9 protein-coding genes and 1 pseudogene are annotated in these 20,699 nt (G+C 50.2%); 6 read left to right on the forward strand and 4 right to left on the reverse strand.

All coding sequences use genetic code 11. The features are described 5' to 3' along the window. Positions 1 to 78: 78 nt before the first annotated feature. Positions 79 to 2,955: a pullulanase-type alpha-1,6-glucosidase gene (pulA, locus tag BZG73_RS11450; protein ID WP_235606057.1), complete on the reverse strand. Its 2,877-nt coding sequence runs from the start codon at positions 2,953 to 2,955 to the stop codon at positions 79 to 81. Between the two features lie 190 nt (positions 2,956 to 3,145). After that, entirely contained in the window at positions 3,146 to 5,854 is a 2,709-nt protein-coding gene (gene malT, locus BZG73_RS11455) for an HTH-type transcriptional regulator MalT (RefSeq protein WP_077668354.1), read from the reverse strand. Between the two features lie 505 nt (positions 5,855 to 6,359). Between malT and BZG73_RS11460 the strand changes: the two genes are divergently transcribed. The 3 genes and pseudogenes from BZG73_RS11460 to glgB form a co-directional block, all read left to right on the forward strand. Next, positions 6,360 to 8,810 carry a glycogen/starch/alpha-glucan phosphorylase gene (locus BZG73_RS11460; protein WP_077666720.1) on the forward strand — a complete coding sequence of 817 codons (2,451 nt, stop codon included), beginning with the start codon at positions 6,360 to 6,362 and terminating at the stop codon, positions 8,808 to 8,810. A 116-nt stretch (positions 8,811 to 8,926) separates the two neighbouring features. Then, the gene (gene malQ, locus BZG73_RS11465; RefSeq protein ID WP_077668355.1) at positions 8,927 to 11,113 is read left to right on the forward strand and encodes a 4-alpha-glucanotransferase; all 2,187 of its coding nucleotides are present in this window, start codon (positions 8,927 to 8,929) and stop codon (positions 11,111 to 11,113) included. A 156-nt stretch (positions 11,114 to 11,269) separates the two neighbouring features. Continuing rightward, positions 11,270 to 13,123: pseudogene (gene glgB, locus BZG73_RS11470) on the forward strand (1,4-alpha-glucan branching protein GlgB); the annotation flags it as partial. 129 nt (positions 13,124 to 13,252) lie between these two features. On the opposite strand, the gene malK reads toward glgB, so the two are convergent. After that, a complete protein-coding gene (gene malK, locus BZG73_RS11475) occupies positions 13,253 to 14,392 on the reverse strand; it encodes a maltose/maltodextrin ABC transporter ATP-binding protein MalK (RefSeq protein ID WP_077668357.1) in 1,140 nt (379 codons plus the stop codon). A gap of 499 nt (positions 14,393 to 14,891) precedes the next feature. Here malK and malE point away from each other — a divergent pair, with 499 nt between their 5' ends. The 3 genes from malE to malG all read left to right on the forward strand — a co-directional run bounded on the left by malE (position 14,892) and on the right by malG (position 18,614). Further along, positions 14,892 to 16,073 carry a maltose/maltodextrin ABC transporter substrate-binding protein MalE gene (malE, locus tag BZG73_RS11480; protein ID WP_077668358.1) on the forward strand — a complete coding sequence of 394 codons (1,182 nt, stop codon included), beginning with the start codon at positions 14,892 to 14,894 and terminating at the stop codon, positions 16,071 to 16,073. 64 nt (positions 16,074 to 16,137) lie between these two features. Next, positions 16,138 to 17,712, forward strand: a complete 1,575-nt coding sequence (gene malF, locus BZG73_RS11485; protein WP_077668359.1) for a maltose ABC transporter permease MalF — start codon at positions 16,138 to 16,140, stop codon at positions 17,710 to 17,712. An 11-nt stretch (positions 17,713 to 17,723) separates the two neighbouring features. Continuing rightward, positions 17,724 to 18,614, forward strand: a complete 891-nt coding sequence (malG, locus tag BZG73_RS11490) for a maltose ABC transporter permease MalG (RefSeq protein ID WP_046075898.1) — start codon at positions 17,724 to 17,726, stop codon at positions 18,612 to 18,614. A gap of 83 nt (positions 18,615 to 18,697) precedes the next feature. Here the strand turns inward: malG and BZG73_RS11495 are convergent, their stop codons facing one another. Further along, positions 18,698 to 20,662 carry a glycogen debranching protein gene (locus tag BZG73_RS11495; protein ID WP_077668360.1) on the reverse strand — a complete coding sequence of 655 codons (1,965 nt, stop codon included), beginning with the start codon at positions 20,660 to 20,662 and terminating at the stop codon, positions 18,698 to 18,700. Positions 20,663 to 20,699 lie beyond the last annotated feature (37 nt).

Consider the following 20,699-nt stretch of genomic DNA (forward strand, 5'->3'; position numbering starts at 1 on the left):
GAGACGCGCATTATACCGACATTCATCCTGTGGGGTAGGGGGAATTATAAGGGGAGGCAGCACTCCCCCAAATGATAGTTAAGGTTGATGGGGTTTCTCGAATACGGCGACGGACCAAGCGGGTACGGTGAGTTTGCCGTTGGTTACGTGAGCCGCCTGTTGGTTATAAGCGATCGAGCCGTTGCCTGCATTGGCTTGCAAGCTGTGAAGTTGATAGCCGGTGGCGTCGATGTTGGCAAAGTCATTGATGGCTTGGCTTGAGGCATTGATCGCGACGATAATGCCGTCTCGCGTCGCATCAATCGAGCTGTCGTGCAGACTGCCACTGTTATCAAGCAGCATCACAATCAGCCCGGGGATTTGTGAGGCGCCCGTGTTGTGAAAGCTGACACGTTGGTTGATCACGCTGCCTTGGCCTAAGTGGAACAGCCCAGATGAAGTGCGCAGCRCCACCAGCTCATTAAAGTAACTGTCCATGTTGCTGATTGCCTGCGGTGTTGGTTTGGCCTCGCTGTTGTGGTTGGCAATCACGGTTTCAATCATTGGCCAGTTGTCGCCGTCTTTATCTTCACGCGGCAACCCTTTATCCCACTGCGTGGTTTGTTGAGTAAAGTCGACGCGGTTATACCAATCGCCTGAGTCGTAGGAGTCACGCTGCATGGATTTTGAACGAAGCAGTTCGCTGCCCATGTGAATAAAAGGCACCCCTTGTCCCAGAAGTGCCGTTGAGAGTGACACGGCTTGGGCACGAACGCGTGTCGCGAGCGGCATGGCGTAAGGGAATTTGTATTGATTGTTATCCCACAAGGTTTGGTTGTCATGCTTGGAGACATAGTTTTGAACCTCCCAAGCATCTTTTGCGTAGCCAGCCGGTTGACCGTTGTAATCGACCTCGTCACCGCGCACGACATCACCATTGGCAATCTGTAACTGAAAATCTTTTAAGTTACCCGCCATACCCAAACGAACTAGATCGGCATTATGCAGGGCACTGGCTCTTTCCCCGCTGTTTTGCTGTTGTAAATCATTGGGCGCGACCCACTGACCATTGCCAAAGCCTTGGTTTTTGCGTAGGTACTCGCCACCATCGAATGGACCGCCGCCGCGAACCGCATCCCGAAGTCGGTCAGAAAACGAGCCAATGCCTGTGCCTGCAAGGTTTGCTTGGGTGGCTTGGATAAACTGGCGATCGTTGGCGACTTCACCGAAGTTCCAACCTTCACCATAGAAATACACATCTGGGTTGATGGCGCGGGCAACGGCAAGTGTGTGCTCGATCTGGGCCAGCGGATGATGACCCATCAAATCCCAACGGAAGGCATCGATTTTGTAGTCTTTCACCCAGGTGGCAATCGAGTCATCGATCAGTTTGGCAAACATGCGATGCTCAGGCGCGGTGTTTGAGCAGCAAGTGGATTGTTCAACGTCTCCAGTGACGGGGTTAAGGCGCTGATAATACCAAGGCACGACTTTATCCAGCACAGAATAGGGCCCTAAGCCTGCTTGGTGGGTGTGGTTGTAGACCACGTCCATCACCACATTCATGCCGATATCTTGTTTGATGGCCATGACCATTTTACGAAACTCGAGGATACGCGCGGTGCCTTCAGGCTCGGTCGCATAACTGCCTTCGGGCACGGTGTAATGGAAAGGATCGTAACCCCAGTTAAAGCTGTCGTACTGACGCATCGCTGCCATCACGGTTTGCACATAGGGGGTRTCCGCACTGTCTTGGGTGGCTAAATCCGTCAAGGCCGCTTGGATGGTTTGGTTGTTGTCGCACTCACTCGCCAGCCTTGGCGTCTCTTTCAGCGAAGGTGCTTTGTCACATAGCGTGGAGAAACGATCGGTTAAATCGATACGTTGCGCCGTGTCTTCGTTGATGGAGGCAATATCAAACACGGGGAGCAGGTGTAAGTGGGTGACGCCGGATTGAGAAAGCGCTTTTAAGTGATTGACCGGGGCGGTGCTATTTTGGGTAAAAGCCAGATATTTACCGCGTAGATTGTCTGGTGTGGATTGATCGAGCGCGGAAAAATCACGCACGTGCGCCTCATAAATCACACTGTTGGCAGGGTTTTGCTGCGAGTAAGGTGCACTCAGCGTATCCCAGCCACTGGGTTTAAGCGCGGGCGCATTTAGATCCACCACCTGTGAATAGCTAGAGTTGGTCGATAAGCTATGTGAGTAAGGGTCAGTGACTTCGAGACGCTCGATACGATGTGTGGTGGGGTGATAGACCGATAGTTGATAGCGGTAATAGTCGCCATGATTCAGCGCGGTGGTGGCAACATGCCAGCTTCCTGAGTTGGCGTCGAAGTCCATTTTAATGGGCGTTAGGCGCTGTTTGGGCGCGTTTTGTTCGCTCGCCGATTGATAGGGCACCAGCGAAACTTGCTGTGCGGTAGGGGCCCAAAGACGAAATTCAGTGTGTCCAGCGTCAGGGATGGCACCAAAGTTAAGTTTTTCGGCGTGTTCGGCGTACAAGGCATCAAGCGCGCGGGCCGGTTGCACATCGGTTGCGGTTAATACGGTATCACCGTCTTTGGCGATAGCGAGAAGCTGCCCTTTAAGCCATTGCTTCAGCGCAATATTGGCGCTAACAAAATCAAAATCGAACCCTTTAACGTCGCCTTGCAAATGGGGGAACGATATCTGCCAATTATCGCTAGTAGCAAGGGTAGATTTGACACTCGCTGTGGCGTTTTCCACTTGCTGCGTATCCGGGTTATAGCGCATCGTGCCATCAGCGGAGTAATACAAGGTGAGCGAGGTGGCGTTGGTTTGATGAGTGAGCAGGGTATCGGCGTCAGCAAATAGCACACTGGCATCGCTGGTGCCCGCGTCTCTAGGGGGCAAATTGGGATCGTTTTCGATATTGCAACCCGCTAACGCTATGGTAGCTGCAACGGCGACCGGTGTGCCGAGTGGTTGCAAAAGGTGAGTGCGCTTCATTGATCTTTCCTCATTTATCAATACTGAGCGCAGCTTACTCAAGGAGGGCATCTACCATGCGTGATCGGGTTAAAATTCAGCGTGTCATTACAAAAAAGATGATGAAATTCAGCAAAGTATCACGAAAGGTAGGGGGAGAGCGCGAGGCCTCTACGCCCCCAGAAAAGCCTGAGGGTGTAGACAGTGTTGACTAATTCCCCATAAGTTGTAAAAGGTTTTCGGCGGTGACGACCGCTTCTTTGCGGTTAGCGATATTGAGCTTTTGATATAAGTTACGAATATGGGTTTTGATCGTTGTTCCCGCGACATCCAATTCATGGGCGATCTGCTCGTTACTGAAGCCTGAATAAATTAAGCCGAGCACTTGCCACTCGCGTTGTGTCAATGAGCTGGTTCGCACGAGCTCTGGCACGTTAGGGTGGTTGACCAGCTTTTCGACAAAGGCTTCATCAAAGTGCGTTGAACGAGAGCGTTGATGGCTCGCAATTTCCTTGAGGAGTTGCTGCGCGCGGTGGCGTTCGAGGGCGCCGAGTGCGTGTTGTTCAATTAACGCATGCAGGAGCGGGGAGAGCGCCTCTCCCTCAATCAAAAAGTTACCCATCATGCCGGTTTGATTGGTGAGGATCAGCGCATCTTGCAAGAGGCTTTTGGCATATTCTGTCTCTTGCTCTTTGCTGGCAAGGACGCCTTCAACAATCAAATTGCGGTTTTTATCGGTCACCAAGTTGGCTTTGTTTGCTTCGCGGCGCAGAAAATCAACTGCTTGACGTGCTTGGTCATACTGACCCAAATGCAGATGCGCACGGGCAATGTTTCGCCACTGAAGCTGACTAAAGTGGTTGCAGGCGGTAGCGGGGCGAGTGGCTTGGTGTAACCACTCGTCCATGTTGGTGAGTTCATTTTTGGCTTGCCAATAGAGTAACAGCGACAATGATGCATTGGCGGTCCAATCAACGTGATACACAGACTCGCGCAAAAGGTGTTCAATATGCTCAATGCTTTTTGCCGCTTTGTCTAACTCGCCGCGGCTAACGGCTACTCGTGCGAGCATGGAGTAACTATGCAAATGCTTGCTCGGTGGCTGATTTTCTAAAACCTGCAGCCCTTTATAGGCGCAAGCTTCGGCTTCATCTAAACGGTTCCAACACCATAAGATTTGAGCACGGAGACGTAAGGCAAACTCGTGGAGAGGAACTTGATGCAGTTGTTGATCCTCAATGAGCTGATCGGCGCTGTCGAGCAACTCAAACGCGGCTTGCACATAGCCTTGCGCAAGTAAGATCTCACTTTGTTGTAAAATCGCCCAAAGTGCTTGATGGTAAACTTGATGTTGCCGCGCCAGTTTCTCGGTTTGTTGCATCATGGATAAGGCGCGATCCAGCTCACCGAGCACATGATTCACTTCTCCCACAACCGAGGTAGCGACAATGCGACCGCGGTAATTGGCGCTATCGAGTTGCTCGAGCGCTTTTTCTGCCAGCTGCATCGCCTGCTCAGGATTATTCGCGTTAATGGCCACTTGGGCGAGCAACGCATTGGCATTGCCTTGGTAATCGATATCAAGTGGGATTTGTCGGGTTTGATAGGCTTTTTCTGCACTGGCTAAAAGTTCGCCAACTTCATGATACCTGTGCTGACTTTGCGCTAACCAAGCACGTAGCAGGCTTAAATTTGGGTATTGGTATAAAAGCTCGTCACTGAGTTTGATAATCGCGGCTTCTAGTGTCGACAATTCACCACGATTAAACATACGCCAGCCGTGCTGATTGAGTATATCGGCCAACAATGCATCGTCTTTGGCGTAGCGTGCATGACGCAACGCTTGATGGGGAGATTGTAACTTCAACCATGCCAGTGCGGCTTGTCTATGCAAGGGCTGTTGTTGGTGAGGGATCCGTGCTTGGCGCTCATGAGCCAAAAACTCCGCGAATAGATGGTGGAATCGGAACCAGTTGTTATCTCCTTCAAGTGGATAAATAAACAAGCCATAGCGATTTAGTGACTCGAGCATATTCAATGCATCTTCGCGTTCAGTGAGTGCGAAAACCAACTCGTCATTAAACATCTCTAGTACGGAGACTTTCATGAGAAACTGACGTGTTTCAGCATCAAGCAAATCAAACACTTCTTCGGCCAAATAGTCCCAAAGGTGGGCATGGTTAAAACCAGCGTAAGATGCGGCGCTTTGCATCAGGGTACGCTTTTGGTGCTGCGCTTGAATCGCAATGAGCTGCAAGGCTGACGGCCAACCTTCAACGTAGTTACATAATGCGTTCGCCGTGGATTCATCCACGCCATCGTCGACACGTTGATTAAAAAAGCGCGTCGTTTCTTCATTATCGAACGCGAGAAGCTCGTTGCCAATCTCAATCATCAAGTCGCGTACGCGTAAATTCGCGGTGCCCAGTGGAGGGTTGGCGCGTGAGGTGACCACCAAAGTGAGATTATCTGGCATGTGCTTAATGAAAAAGCGCATCGCCTCATGAATCTCCTCGTTATCAATGAGCTGATAGTCATCCAACACCAAATAGCTAGTGGCATGAAACCCTGCCAGTTCAGCAAAGACATCAGACAAGAGCGCACGAAGTGATGAGAATTGGCGTTTTTCCGCCAGCTTTATCGTGTTGGCGCAGCCCTCTTGGGTAGCGTGGTGCAGCGCTTGCAGTAAGTAGTTAATGAAGCGAAAGCTGTCGTTATCACTATCATCAATGCTAAACCAGCCGACATTGGATTGATCCGCGAGCCATTGTGCAGCCATGGTGGTTTTGCCATATCCGGCCGGAGAGCGAAACAGCACCAGCTTATAGTGAGGGGCTTGTTGTAAAATATCGAGCACACGCGGGCGTAATATCGCGTTATAAAGCCGTCCAGGCCGAGTCAGCTTTGATGGGATCCACATAAGACACTGTCCTTCACTGCAAATGCGGTGCGACCTTTTTGGTGCGCACCTCTGTCCTGATTGCAGTGTATGTAACTTCAAACGCACAAACTATGATCTATCCCTGATCTCTTAACGGATGCCCCAATTTAGTGCAGCTACGCCTTTTAATTGTGATTTATATCACTTAAAAGTCATATTGGTGGCCTTTTTAATGATTGAGATACACATCCATCTCGGTTTATTAGGGCTTAATTTGCGTTAGCGCACAAAAATCACAAAAGGAAAGCGATGTTTTTCACCGTGGGCGTAGCGCCTTTTTTGTTTCATAGCGTGACTTAGGTCACTCGATAAAGGGCTGCTCATGGATTTGATGAGAGGCGGCTCACTATTGCTATGTGACCTGGCTCTCTACGCCCTGTGGTCTCCTCCTTTGATGAGAATGACGTGGGAGGATGTTTGCCGTGCTCGGGTTGGGCAGGATGAATAACCATCAAGGTTTCATTCCATTATCGAGAGCGACGACATGACACCAAAACAGCAACATGCGTTTGATAAAAGTGCGTTTAAAATCAGTATGGTTCAACACCTAACCCAGTTAGGTCACGCACCAGACACCGCTCAGCTGCGCGACTGGTACCTCGCACTGGGCCGTGCATTAGCCGAACATACCACGAGTGATCTGGTAGCCACTGAACACGATCAAGCCATTAAACAAGCTAAAAGTGTTAACTATTTATCCCTCGAGTTTTTGATTGGTCGGTTAACCGGCAACAATTTAATTAGCATGGGCTTGTACGATGCGATTGCCGATGCCGTGAGTGAGCTTGGCCTCGGGTTAACGGATTTACTTGAACAAGAGCGTGATCCGTCTTTGGGCAATGGCGGCTTGGGGCGTCTCGCCGCTTGCTTTATGGATTCATTGGCGGCCCAACAGTATCCTGCGGTCGGCTATGGCTTGCACTATGAATATGGTTTGTTCCGCCAGTCATTCAAAGAGGGCGCACAACAAGAAGCACCGGATGCGTGGCGTGAGCCTGAAGGTTACCCGTGGGAAGTGGTACGCCCTGACTTAGCGCAAACCATTGGTTTTTATGGCCATGTAGAGGTGATTGAGGACTCAGGGCACACGTACCGTCAGTGGGTGCCGGGCATGAAAATTCAGGCCATGCCCTGGGATCTGCCGATTGTGGGTTATCAAAGCAATACTGTGTACCCATTGCGCCTGTGGGAAGGACGGGCGTTAACGCCGTTTGCCCTTGATGCCTTTAATGACGGTGACTATACCCAGGCTCAGCAATCCGCCATCGCTGCAGGGAATTTGACCAAAGTCTTGTACCCCAACGATAACCACGATGCGGGTAAAACATTGCGCTTAATGCAGCAGTATTTCCACAGTGCAGCTTCTGTATCAGACATTCTCCGTCGTCATCTAGAGGCAGGGCATGCATTGGCCGCATTACCAGACTACGAAACCATTCAGTTGAACGATACTCACCCCACCATCGCTATTCCTGAGCTGATGCGCGTATTGCTGGATGATTATCGTCTGGGCTGGGATGAGGCTTGGTCCATCGCCAGTCGTACCTTTGCTTACACCAACCACACCTTACTGCCCGAAGCGCTGGAAACCTGGAGTGAGGCGTTGATTGCCAGTTTGCTGCCGCGTCATATGGAGATCATTTTTGAGATCAACCATCGCTTCATGCAAGAGGTAGAAGCGAAGTGGCCCGGCGATGTGGCCAAAAAGCAGGTGTTGTCTGTGATTGACGACAAAGGTGAGCGCATGGTGCGCATGGCTAATTTATGTGTGGTTGGCTCTTATGCGGTGAATGGCGTTGCCGCCTTGCATTCTCAGTTGGTTAAGCGTGATTTATTCCCAGAATTTGACGCGCTATACCCAGGGCGCATTCAAAATGTGACCAATGGCATCACACCGCGTCGTTGGTTGAAGTTCTGTAATCCTGATTTGTCCAACTTGATCAGTGAGAAAATCGGTGAGCAGTGGCCAGCGCAATTGGAGCAACTCGAGCAGATTGCACAATACGCGGACGACACTGCTTTTCAAAAGACGTTTATGGATGTCAAAAAGCGCAACAAGCAGCGTTTGGCGGGATGGGTCAAAGAGCACCTCGATATCACCCTAAATACCGATGCGATTTTTGATGTACAAATTAAGCGCCTGCATGAATATAAGCGCCAGCACCTTAATCTATTACACGTCATTTCACTGTACCAGCGCCTCATCAATGAGCCGAATTTCGATATGGCGCCGCGTGTGGTCTTTTTTGCTGCGAAAGCGGCACCTGGCTATGAATTAGCAAAATCGATCATCTATGCGATTAATAAGGTGGCTGAAACCATTAATAATGATCCACGAGTCGGTGACAAGCTCAAAGTGGTATTTATTCCTGATTATCGTGTCAGTATGGCGGAAATCATTATTCCTGCTGCCGATGTGTCTGAGCAGATTTCTATGGCCGGTAAAGAAGCGTCTGGCACGGGGAACATGAAAATGGCACTCAATGGCGCGCTCACCATTGGCACCATGGATGGCGCGAACGTGGAAATCCGTGAAGAAGTGGGTGACGACAACATCTATATCTTTGGTCTTGATGTCGATGGCGTCACGGCGTTGCGCAAAAAAGGCTATCAGCCTGAAGCGGTCTATCATAGCCAGCCTCTATTGAAGGCTGCCTTGGACAGTCTGTTGGATGAGACGTTTACGCCAGGTCAGCCTGGGGCGTTGCGTCCTGTCTTTGACAGTGTCATGGGTAGCGGCGACCCGTACCTGTGTTTGGCTGACTTTGCCGATTACGTGCGCGCACATAATGACATTGACCGTGATTACCGTGACGCGTCGCAATGGGCACGTAAAGCCATTCTAAACACCGCGCTGGTCGGTAAGTTTAGCTCAGACCGCTCAATTCGCGATTACGTTACTAACATTTGGCAGTTAGAAGCGATTAAGCGCTAATTGCAAAATAATGGGTTAACAACCTCATAGATGGCAGGGAATGAGCCTTGCCATCTAACAATAATGACAACAATATTGCCCAATAAAAGAAGGGGGCAGACCCCTCGGAGAAAGCGATGAAAGAATCTGCATTGAAGACAGTCGCACAAATGGCCAACCTCGCTGATCGCTATATCAGTGCATGGGGCTTAGAAGCGGCCGTGCCGGACAGTACCTTACATGACTTACTAACGTCACTTGGCTATGACACACGAAATGACGAGGCGTTATTGGCATCGGCGGCGAAGAAACATAAAGCGGATGTGCTCGCGCCCGTGCAAGTGGTACAGGAGAATGAGCCAGTCGAAATTGCGCTTCATTTAGGGACCAGTGCGCGAGAAAGTGACTTTAGTTGGCGGTTGGAAACCGAACAGGGCGAGTGCTTTGAGGGTTACTTACAGTCACAAATCGTTCGCGATGAGCGCAGTAATGGCGGCCCATTAGTGTTTAGCCTGCCTTGCTCCCTACCGTGGGGCTATCATCGCCTTTCTGTGATACGTAAACGGCGTCAATCACCGTACCAAATGACGCTCATCATGGCGCCTACTCAATGCTATAAACAACCTGAACTGGATCAACACAAAAAAATGTGGGGCCCGAGTATTCAGCTCTACACACTGCGTACCCCTCACAACTGGGGGATTGGTGATTTTGGTGACTTGAAACAATTGGTCAGTGAGCTCGCCTCGCGTGGCGCGGACTTTGTTGGCCTTAACCCCATTCATGCGTTGTTCCCTGCTAACCCAGAAGCCGCGAGCCCTTATAGTCCCTCATCACGCCGCTGGCTTAATCTTTTGTACATTGATGTGAGCAACGTTCGTGAGTTTTGTTTGAGCGCCCGTGCGCAGCAACTCGTGGGCAGCGCCGAGTTCCAGCGTCGCCTGCAAGCAGTGCGCGACACTCACTGGGTCGATTATAGCGAAGTCGCCGCCCTAAAAATGGCCGTATTGCCTTTGTTGTTTCAAGAGTTTAAGCAACGCGAACTGCTGCAACAGACTCGACGTGGCCGTGCGTTTTTAGACTTTATTGAAAAAGGCGGAGAGAGCTTAAAACAGCAAGCCACCTTTGATGCCTTGCATCAACATTTACGCGCGGAAGACCCTCATGCTTGGGGCTGGCCCGTATTCCCTGAAAAATATCGTCGCTATGAAAATGCAGCGACGCAAGCATTTATCGAGCAGCACAGCGACGACATCCAACTGTACATGTACTTACAGTGGATTGCCGAAGGTCAAATGGAAGAGGTACAAGCCATTGCTGAAGAGCAGGGGATGTCGCTGGGCTTGTACCGTGATCTCGCTGTTGGGGTGTCAGACGCGGGAAGCGAAACCTGGTCGGACAACTCGCCCTTAGTACTGGATGCCAGTATCGGTGCGCCGCCGGATGTGTTGGGACCTCGGGGGCAAAACTGGGGCTTACCGCCATTTGATCCGCAAGCACTGAAACACACTGGCTATCATGCCTACATCGAGTTGTTGCGGGCCAATATGCGTCATTGTGGGGCGTTGCGTATCGATCATGTACTGGGCTTGCTGCGCTTATGGTGGATCCCTAAGGGGAAAAATGCCACCGAGGGCGCTTACTTGTACTATCCCGTTAAAGACATGCTCGCGATTTTAGCGCTTGAGTCGCACCGTCATCAATGCAGTGTGATTGGCGAGGACTTGGGGACGGTCCCAGATGAAATTGGTGCGTTACTTGCCGATGCGGGCGTGCATTCCTACAAGGTATTCTTCTTTGAAACTTCAGAAGAAGACGGGGGCTTTATTTCTCCGGCGCACTATACCGAGCAGGCGATGGCGACGCTTTCCACCCATGATATGCCAACCATTCGTGGCTTTTGGCATTGCGRCGATTTAAAACTGGGTCAAGAGCTCGGCCTATACCCAGATGAAGCGCAACTTCAACAATTGTTTGATGATCGTTTGAAAGCCAAGCAGGGCATTTTAGACAGTGTGCGCTGGCATGGCATGCTACCAGATGGGGTTGGGGGCGATGCGCGTTATGTGCCGATGGATGATCACTTGTGCCGCGCGTTGCAATTGCATGTTGCCGCTGGCAAGTCAGCACTATTAAGCGTCCAGTTGGAAGACTGGTTGGAGATGGACAAGCCCGTCAATATCCCTGGTACGGTAGACGAATATCCCAACTGGCGGCGTAAGCTTTCGGCCAGTTTGGAAACGCTCTTTAGCCGTGAAGAGTTGAATCAACTTGCCAGAGACTTATCTCGGATGCGCATGCAAGCGAGTCGGCAAACGGCGTAACCACCATACCATGCTCTAACGCTCTATCCTCAGTGCCAGCCAACACGCATAGGATGGAGCGTTTTTTTATATAAGGAGTCGCTGATGCCAGATTCTTCCATTTCAATACTGCCCCAGTCTATTCAGCCTGATCATTTTGCAATTGATATGGCTGCTTTATATAACCCGAGAGTTGCACATCAGCAAATGAGCGCGCATCCGGTGACGTTACCCGTCGCGGGCAAACCGGTCGAGGGTGTACGGTTTGTGCTCTTTGCGCCTCATGCACAATCAGTGAGTGTGATCGGTGATTGGAACCAATGGCAGGCAGAGGCTGGAAGCCTTATTGCCATCGAAGATGGATTTTGGGTGGGGTTTGTCGCTCATCTTGGCCTTAATCAACGCTACAAATATGCGTTAACGGGTCCCGATGGGCAATGTTTACCGCACAAAGCCGATCCTTATGGTGCGTATGCTGAACAATACCCGTCATTTGCTTCTCTGACCTATGATCAACATGCTTATCAATGGCATGATCAGCAGTGGCAAGACCGCCCCGTGACTGAAAAACATACGCAAGCGCTCTCTTTTTATGAGCTTCACCTTGGTTCGTGGCAGCGAGATGCATCGGGTCAGTGTCTGGGCTATCGTGAGCTTGCTCACCGTTTAGTCCCTTACTTGGTGGAAATGGGTTATACCCATGTAGAGCTGATGCCAGTCAGTGAGCATCCTTTTTATGGTTCTTGGGGCTATCAGCCAGTGGGGCTTTTCGCGCCGACTAGCCGCTATGGTTCGCCGGATGATTTTAAGTACTTGGTGGATTGTTGCCACCAAGCGGGCATTGGCGTCATTCTCGACTGGGTGCCGGGGCATTTCCCTACCGATGATCATGGATTGGCCTATTTCGATGGTACGCCCTTATATCATGACCCCGATCCACGACGTGGCTGGCACAACGACTGGCATTGTCATCTCTACGATATGGGTAAAGAGCATGTGCGCCGCTTTTTGGTGAATAATGCGCTGTATTGGCTCGATCAGTTTCACATTGATGGTTTGCGTGTCGATGCCGTCGCGTCGATGCTTTATCTCGATTACTCGCGTGAGCAGGATCAATGGGTCCCCAACGTGGATGGCGGCAACGAGAACTACGACGCCATTGCCACGTTAAAATGGATGAACGAGTCGGTTTATCACTATTTTCCCAATGCGATGACGATTGCCGAAGAATCGACCACATTTCCCGGGGTCTCTTCGCCAATTTATGCGGGTGGCCTGGGTTTCGGGTTTAAATGGAACATGGGTTGGATGAATGACAGTTTACGTTATATCCGTGAAGAGCCGGTGTATCGATGCTATCACCACGACACGCTAACATTTCCATTGGTTTACGCTTTTGGCGAGAACTATGTACTGCCTTTGTCTCATGATGAAGTGGTGTATGGAAAAGGCTCATTGATGGGAAAAATGCCTGGTGACGAGTGGCAGCAAACGGCGAACTTACGTGCCTATTTGGGCTACATGTATGGCCAGCCGGGGAAAAAACTCAATTTTATGGGCACGGAGATGGGTCAGACTGCAGAGTGGAACCATGACAGCCAGCTTGAATGGCATTGGCTGCAATACGGTCGCCATCAAGGTATCCAAGCATGGGTGAAAGCGCTGAACCACCTGTATGTCTCAACGCCGGCGCTGCATCGCCTCGACTGCGATCCGGCAGGATTTGAGTGGCGGTTAAAAGACGCTGCAGATATTAGCGTGATAGCCCATGAGCGGCTTGGCGATGACGGCTCGCGGATGCTGGTGGTGAGTAACTTCACCCCTGTCCCCCGGGATGGTTTTCAGCTGGGTGTGCCGAAGAGTGGCGACTACCAATTGGTATTAAACTCGGATGATGAGGCGTTTTGGGGCAGTGGGTATCCCGTTTACGCAGCGCTTAGCACCGATAAAAGCGCGGCGCACGACCAGCCTCAATCGCTAACATTAAATCTCCCCCCATTAGCCACTGTGTTTTATTGCTGGCAAGGGTGAAGGTACGGAGCCCTTTGGGCGACAAAATGAAGATTGCGCCAAGTTAATCCTTGGCGTTTTTTCTGTCTGAATCGGTACCATAAAAAAGGCCGCGAATGCGGCCTAGTCGTAGTCTCTTACAAGGTGATATTAGGCTGCGTCTTCTTCATCAACGAAGGTGACGCCATTTTCGCGATGCAGGCGTTTACACGCTCGACCGTCACTGTGGAACAAATGGCAGCGATGGGCTGGAATACCAATGGCGTACTTCTCGCCGGGTTCAATCTCAACGGTATCGAGTTGGCGATAGATCACGTCTGCGTCTGCACTTTCAAGGTTGAGATAAATTTGCGTCTCGTTGCCTAGCTTCTCGACAATGGTCGCTTCCCCTTCAATTTGCGCATCGCCGTCTTTGGCGGCCACCAAATGCTCAGGACGAATGCCGAGAGACATGCGATCGCCGCGCGTGACGGTTTTGCCATCGACAGGTACCCAGAAACTGGCACCTTCACTGAGCTGCACTTTGACACGGTTTGGCTCAACATCCTCAATAAAGACACTCATAAAGTTCATTTTGGGTGAGCCGATAAACGACGCGACAAAGCGGTTTTGAGGGTAATGATAAAGCTCTAGCGGTTTGCCAACCTGCGCCACACGGCCTTCATCTWGTACCACGATTTTATCTGCCATGGTCATGGCTTCGATCTGATCGTGGGTCACATAAATCATGGTACAGCCAAGCTGACGTTGTAATTTGGTAATTTGTGCGCGCATCTGCACGCGTAACCCTGCATCGAGGTTGGAAAGTGGCTCATCGAGGAGGAAGACACGAGGTTGAGACACCAAGGTGCGGCCAATCGCGACACGCTGACGTTGTCCCCCGGACAAAGACTTGGGTTGTCTGTCGAGTAAGTGGCCGAGTTGTAAGATCTCCGCCGCTTGATGGACGCGCTTATCGACTTCCGCTTTGTTCGTTTTGGCCAGTTTTAGGCCAAAAGACATGTTGTCATAAAGATTTAGGTGGGGATACAACGCGTAAGATTGAAACACCATTCCCACGCCGCGTTTAGAAGGCTCTATTTCATTGACGCGTTGCTCATCAATATAAAGATCGCCCGATGTAATATCTTCTAATCCGGCAACGCAGCGTAATAAAGTGGATTTACCGCAACCAGATGGACCGACAAAAACAACAAATTCGCCGTCTTTAATCTCTAGGTCAACGTTTTTTGAAATCATTACATCGTTGTCATACGCTTTACAAACGTTTTTAAACGTGACACTTGCCATGTCGCTCGCCCTCAATCGCTTTTCATTAATTCGGCTCAATACGCATTATAGGTGGTTGTGTTATTCAATATCGGCCATTTTTGAGCGTTATCTTTTTTGTTGAACGCTGTTTGGTCATTGATTAAGCACATTGGATAGGTTCCACCCGATGCTTTTTTGATGACAGCAGTGTCGCGTATCTGCGCAAGCGGTACATCCTCCCGGGGGAAATTATTGCAGGGGGAGTAGGCGGGGAGGAGGATGATCTCCTCCCTAATTTAGTTTGAGGGCGTACATCACAAAATGATTAGCAAATTAGTTGAAGTTGATCACGTACCGTTTATTTTTGTGAGCCGCATCATTAGCGACGAGCGATATGGATCACGAATTCGCTCGCACAGGCGTAGGGCGTAGAAGCCAGGATGATGAGGAATGCGCGGGAATTACCCATGATAGACCGTGAAATACAGCTCATCCTCCATGGAATCGTGCTACACCTCAGTAGAAGAAGGATAGAAAGATGAAAAAATCACTTAGCGCTGTTGCTCTCGGTACCCTCATTGCACTGGGTTCATTTGGCGCACACGCCAATATCGAAGAAGGCCAACTGACGATTTGGATTAACGGTGATAAAGGCTATAACGGCCTAGCAGAAGTGGGTGACCGCTTTGAGCAAGACACGGGGATTCCTGTGACCGTTGTTCACCCTGATGGTTTGCAGGACAAGTTCCCGCAAACGGCGTCAACGGGCGATGGTCCAGATATTGTTTTTTGGGCGCATGACCGTTTTGGCGGCTACGCAGAGTCAGGCCTGTTGGCAGAAATTCGCCCTTCAGACCGTCTAAAAGAAGGCATGGTCGACTTTGCTTGGGATGCGGTGAAATACAAAGGCAAATACGTTGGCTACCCAGTGGCAGTAGAATCGCTTTCCCTTATCTACAACAAAGATTTGGTGCCAAACCCGCCAGAAACGTGGCAAGACGTGGTTGAGATGGATGCCAAGCTCAAAGAGCAGGGTAAGTCAGCCATCATGTGGAACTTAAAAGAACCCTACTTTACATGGCCATTAATGGCGGCTGATGGCGGCTACGCGTTTAAGCAAACGGCAAACGGCTATGATGTTAAAGACGCGGGTATCAATAACCAAGGTGTGCATGACGCGCTACATTTCATGAAGCAGATGGTCAAAGATGGCGTGATTTCATCAGATATGGACTACTCGGTTTCTGAGTCTTCTTTTAACCAAGGTGACACAGCGATGACCATTAACGGCCCATGGTCGTGGGGCAACATCGAAAAGTCAGGTATCAATTATGGTGTCACCACCTTACCTACCTTCCAAGGTGAAGCGTCCAAGCCTTTTGTTGGTGTGCTTAGTGCCGGTATTAGCACCGCGTCGCCAAACAAAGCGCTGGCGGTCGAGTTTTTGGAAAACTATCTGTTGACTAATGACGGCCTCTCGATGGTGAATGCTGATAAACCTCTGGGTGCGGTGGCGTTGAATAGTTATCAGGCGGAACTTGCCAAAGATCCGCGTATTGCGGCAACCATGGAAAACGCCAAACATGGCGAAGTGATGCCGAATATTCCACAAATGAATGGGTTCTGGGCAGCTGCCAAAAACGCCATCATTAATGTGGTCGATGGCCGTCAAAGCGTCGAGGAAGCACTCGACGATGCGGAAACGCAAATGGTCAAATAAGCTCTATCTGCAGGGGGGGCTTGCCTCCCTGCATTTTTTAAAAACTATGTGAGTAGCGTTCCTTATGCAGTCAGTCCAAGGTTCCCAAGCTATGACAACGTCAGGCTCTTCTTTGCCCAGCAGCACAAAAGCGTTCATAAAATGGGCGTTACTGGCTACTGTGGCCATTATCAATGGCTATGCCACCGTCTTGATGTATTCGCGTGGTGAAACCGCCTTTGCCCTGTTAACTGTGGTATTAACCGCACTAGCGCTGTACATTTTTGGCAGTAAAAAAACATACGCCCATCGCTATATCTATCCAGGTATCGCGGGGATGATCCTCTTCATTATTTTTCCGTTGGTTTATACCGTCGGGCTGTCATTCACCAACTATAGCGCCAAAAACCAACTCTCTTTTGAGCGCGCCCAGTCCGTATTACTAGAGCGAACCTTTCAAAGTGGCGACAGCTATCCTTTCTCTTTGTATCAAACGGATCAAGGTGTCCGTATTGTGGTGGAGGGCGAGAACACACGCTATGCTACCAAGCCATTTGAATTTGCAACACTGGCCGATGAAAACTTGTCACTTAGCCCGATTGACAGTGTTGAGGGACAAAAAGCGTCACTCCGCGATGTGATTCAAAATCGAGAGGTGCTCGGTAATCTAGATTTACAATTGTCAGATGATCAAACCATTCGTATGAGCGGGTTACGTAAGTTCGCCGCCATTCAGCCTTTGTATAGTTTGCAAGAGGATGGTCGCACGCTGATCAATAATAAGACGGGTGAGACACTCAAACCCAATGATGAGGTAGGGTATTACCAACCGGTTAATGCTTCGGGTGAGTTTGTTGACGACACGGTGTCGCCCGGTTATGTGGTGCAAATTGGCACCGATAACTTTGAGCGTGTCTGGACAGATGAGGGGATTAAAGAGCCCTTTATTGGCATCTTTATTTGGACGATTGTTTTTTCTGTACTCACCGTTGTGTTTACCCTCTTTATCGGTTTGATATTGGCGAGCTTGGTGCAGTGGGAAGAGCTGAAAGGCAAATCGATCTACCGTTTATTATTGATCCTGCCTTATGCGGTGCCAGCCTTTATTTCGATTCTGATTTTCCGCGGTTTGTTTAACCAAAGCTTTGGTGAAATCAACATGGTATTGGAAGCCCTGTTTGGCATCAGTCCGAATTGGTTCTCTGACCCGTTCTTGGCGCGGAGCATGGTGTTAACTGTCAATACCTGGCTTGGTTTCCCTTATATGATGATCCTCTGTATGGGCTTGCTTAAAGCGATCCCCGATGATCTCTACGAAGCATCAGCGATTGACGGCGCGAATTTCATTCAGAACTTCACCCGTATTACGCTGCCGATGATGATTAAACCATTAACACCGTTGCTGATTGCCGCTTTTGCCTTTAACTTCAATAACTTTGTGATGATTATGCTGTTAACAGAAGGTGGGCCAAATCGCATTGGCACCACTGAGCCGGCCGGTTATACCGACTTGCTGGTCAGCTACACCTATCGCATCGCCTTTGAAGGCAGTGGTGGTCAAGACTTTGGCTTGGCAAGTGCCATCGCCACACTGATTTTCTTGATTGTCGGGGCATTGGCGTTAATCAACCTCCGCATGACGCAGAAAAACGAGCACTGAGGGACSTAAATATGGCAATGGTACAAGGTAAATCCTTAAAATATCGCGTCTGGGCAACCCATATTGGCTTGTGCTTRTTYTTGGCGCTGATCCTATTCCCGCTGTTAATGATTATTGCGATTTCATTCCGTGAAGGGAATTTCGCCACCGGGAGTTTGATCCCGAAAAATCCATCACTTGAACATTGGAAATTAGCATTGGGCTTCCCGGTAACTAATCCGGATGGCTCGGTCACGCCACCGCCGTTTCCCGTTCTATTATGGCTGTGGAATTCGGTAAAAGTGGCCGGGATCACCTCGCTGTTTATCGTGGTGCTCTCAACCACCTCGGCGTACGCCTTTGCTCGTATGCGATTTAAAGGCAAGCAAACCATCTTGAACGCGATGATGATCTTCCAGATGTTCCCAGCGGTGTTGGCATTGGTGGCTATCTACGCCTTGTTTGATAAGTTGGGGCAGTACATTCCGTTCTTGGGGCTCAACACGCACGGTGGCTTGATCTTTGCCTACTTGGGCGGGATTGCATTACACGTTTGGACCATTAAAGGTTACTTCGAGAGCATTGATGGTTCATTGGAAGAAGCCGCAGCACTGGATGGCGCCACCCCATGGCAGGCGTTCAGGCTGGTGCTGCTTCCGCTCTCCGTGCCTATCTTGGCTGTGGTTTTTATTCTGTCGTTTATCATGGCGGTAGGTGAGGTGCCAGTTGCTTCGATTCTGTTGTCGGATGTTGATTCGTATACCTTGGCGGTCGGCATGCAGCAGTACTTGTATCCGCAGAACTATCTGTGGGGCGATTTCGCGGCCGCAGCCGTGCTTTCAGCGGTACCGATCACAGGTGTTTTCTTACTCGCCCAACGCTGGTTAGTGGGTGGTTTGACGGCTGGTGGTGTGAAAGGGTAAAGTCTTACGTCGTCTGGCGAAGCAAGAACCCTAAAGTAAAGGCAGCTAACATTAGCTGCCTTTTTGATGTGGGTAATATTGGGCTACAGCCAGTCACCGTCAATGCAGACTACAAAGTGCTTGCCTGCCAATATCAGGGATGGCTCGGGTGTGGTGATAGTCGTTTCATTGGTTGCGCTGTCACAGACAATACGCCACTGATGATTTGGTGGAAGCCGTAGGTTGTGCGCGGTGTCGCCGCTGTTAATGGCAATGAGCAGTGATTGACCCGCGTCAGAATGATGCGCACCGAGTGTGATCTGACAGCTGAGTGCTTGCAGGCTTGGCCATTGATGATCTTGAATAGGATCGCCATTCGGATGTCGCCACACAATCTGATTGCAATGGCGCTGTGTGCCACTTAACGCATCGATAAAGCGCGGTATGATAGCATTGCGACGTGCAATCATGGTGGCAAGCCAGTTTGACCAAACATGATCCTGCGTTTGCCAGTTTAACCAACTGATGGGGTTGTCTTGGCAATAGGCATTGTTGTTTCCCTGTTGCGAGTGCCCTAAAACATCGGCCATTAGAATGTGCGGCGTCCCCAGCGAGAAGAGGGTGCTCGCCATCATATTCCTTTTTTGCCGGGTTCTTATCTCAATAATATCAGTATTGTTTGTGGATCCTTCAACACCATAGTTGGCGGAGCGATTATCGCCATGGCCATCTCGGTTGTTCTCGCCATTGGCGTGATTATGCCGCTTGGCATAACTGACCACATCCTGCAGGGTAAAGCCATCATGATAGGTGATGTAGTTGATGGGTAGGTGATCCGGCCAATACGCTGCGCTGAAAAAGTCGCGTGATCCCATCAATCGCGTGGCGAAATCCTGTAGCATACCTGGCTCTCCTCGCCATAAACTGCGCGTGATGTCGCGGATTTTGTCGTTACATTCAGCCCAGTTAACCGGAAATTGTCCTAGCTGATACCCATCGGGGCCTATATCCCATGGTTCCGCAATCAATTTGACCTTAGAAAGGATCGGATCTTGGGCGATGGCATGGAAAAAGGCATTGTGGGGATCAAAGGTATCGCCGTCTCGCCCTAAGATGGCGGCGAGGTCGAACCGAAACCCATCCACGTGATAGTCGGTAACCCACATCCGTAAGGTGTCGAGCACCTGCTTCAGGGCAGCAGGATGGCGTATATCAATGGTATTGCCACAGCCGGTATGGTTGCGCAGTCGTTGGCCATCATGTAAGTACATGGCATGATCAAGCGCTTTATAATGAAGAATCGGCCCACCTTCTCCGCCTTCCGCCGTGTGATTAAACACCACGTCTAGAATGACTTCGATGTCGTGGCGGTGTAGTTCGCGTATTGCCGTTTTCAGCTCGTTAACCGCATTTTTTTCCGCGTAGCGTGGATCCGGTGCCATCCAAACGTATGGGTTGTAGCCCCAGTAGTTGGTTTTTTGCTGGCTGAGTAAATGCGGCTCCGGTAAGCAACAGGTAATCGGCAGCAGTTGCAGGCAATTAATCTGATGTTGTTGATAGAACGCCAACATCGCTGGTGACACCAAGCCTAAATAACGTCCTTGCTGTGTTGGCGAGACATCTGGGTGCTGTTGAGTTAGCCCTTTAACATGGGTTTCGAAAATCGCAGTGTCTCGTATGGCGCGCTGAGGCGATGACACGCCTTGCCAATCAAAAGACTCATGATCGACGACTTGGCAGCGCGCCAGCAATGTGCTTTGCGATGGTGAATAAGGAGGCTGATAGCGTAAGGGACCAGTCACCGCTTGCGCATACGGATCGGCCAAGTACCATGTTTGACCATCCTGTAAGACCTCAAAGCTGTATTCTTGCCCTGCAACGACATCAGCAACATCTTGTGTCCAGTAGCCACGCTTATATTCGTGCATAGCGATCCGCTGAGGTTGGTGCGCTTGATGCCACAATAGTAAATGTACGCCGTCCTGGTCTGGCGCATACAGTGTAAACCGACAGCCTGATGGGTGTAATTGCGCCCCTAATACATAAGGAGATGGGAAACAAACCGACATAACTAACACCGTTAAATGAGACGAGTCGCTATTAGAG

The sequence above is a fragment of the Salinivibrio siamensis genome (assembly GCF_001996005.1).
Taxonomy (GTDB): Bacteria; Pseudomonadota; Gammaproteobacteria; order Enterobacterales; family Vibrionaceae; genus Salinivibrio; species Salinivibrio siamensis.

What these genes read in the sequence shown, in the direction of transcription:
- malT (WP_077668354.1), bottom strand. Translation starts at nt 5,854, where the DNA reads ATGTGGATCCCATCAAAGCTGACTCGGCCTGGACGGCTTTATAACGCG.
- BZG73_RS11460 (WP_077666720.1), top strand. Translation starts at nt 6,360, where the DNA reads ATGACACCAAAACAGCAACATGCGTTTGATAAAAGTGCGTTTAAAATC.
- BZG73_RS11495 (WP_077668360.1), bottom strand. Translation starts at nt 20,662, where the DNA reads ATGTCGGTTTGTTTCCCATCTCCTTATGTATTAGGGGCGCAATTACAC.
- malE (WP_077668358.1), top strand. Translation starts at nt 14,892, where the DNA reads ATGAAAAAATCACTTAGCGCTGTTGCTCTCGGTACCCTCATTGCACTG.
- malF (WP_077668359.1), top strand. Translation starts at nt 16,138, where the DNA reads ATGCAGTCAGTCCAAGGTTCCCAAGCTATGACAACGTCAGGCTCTTCT.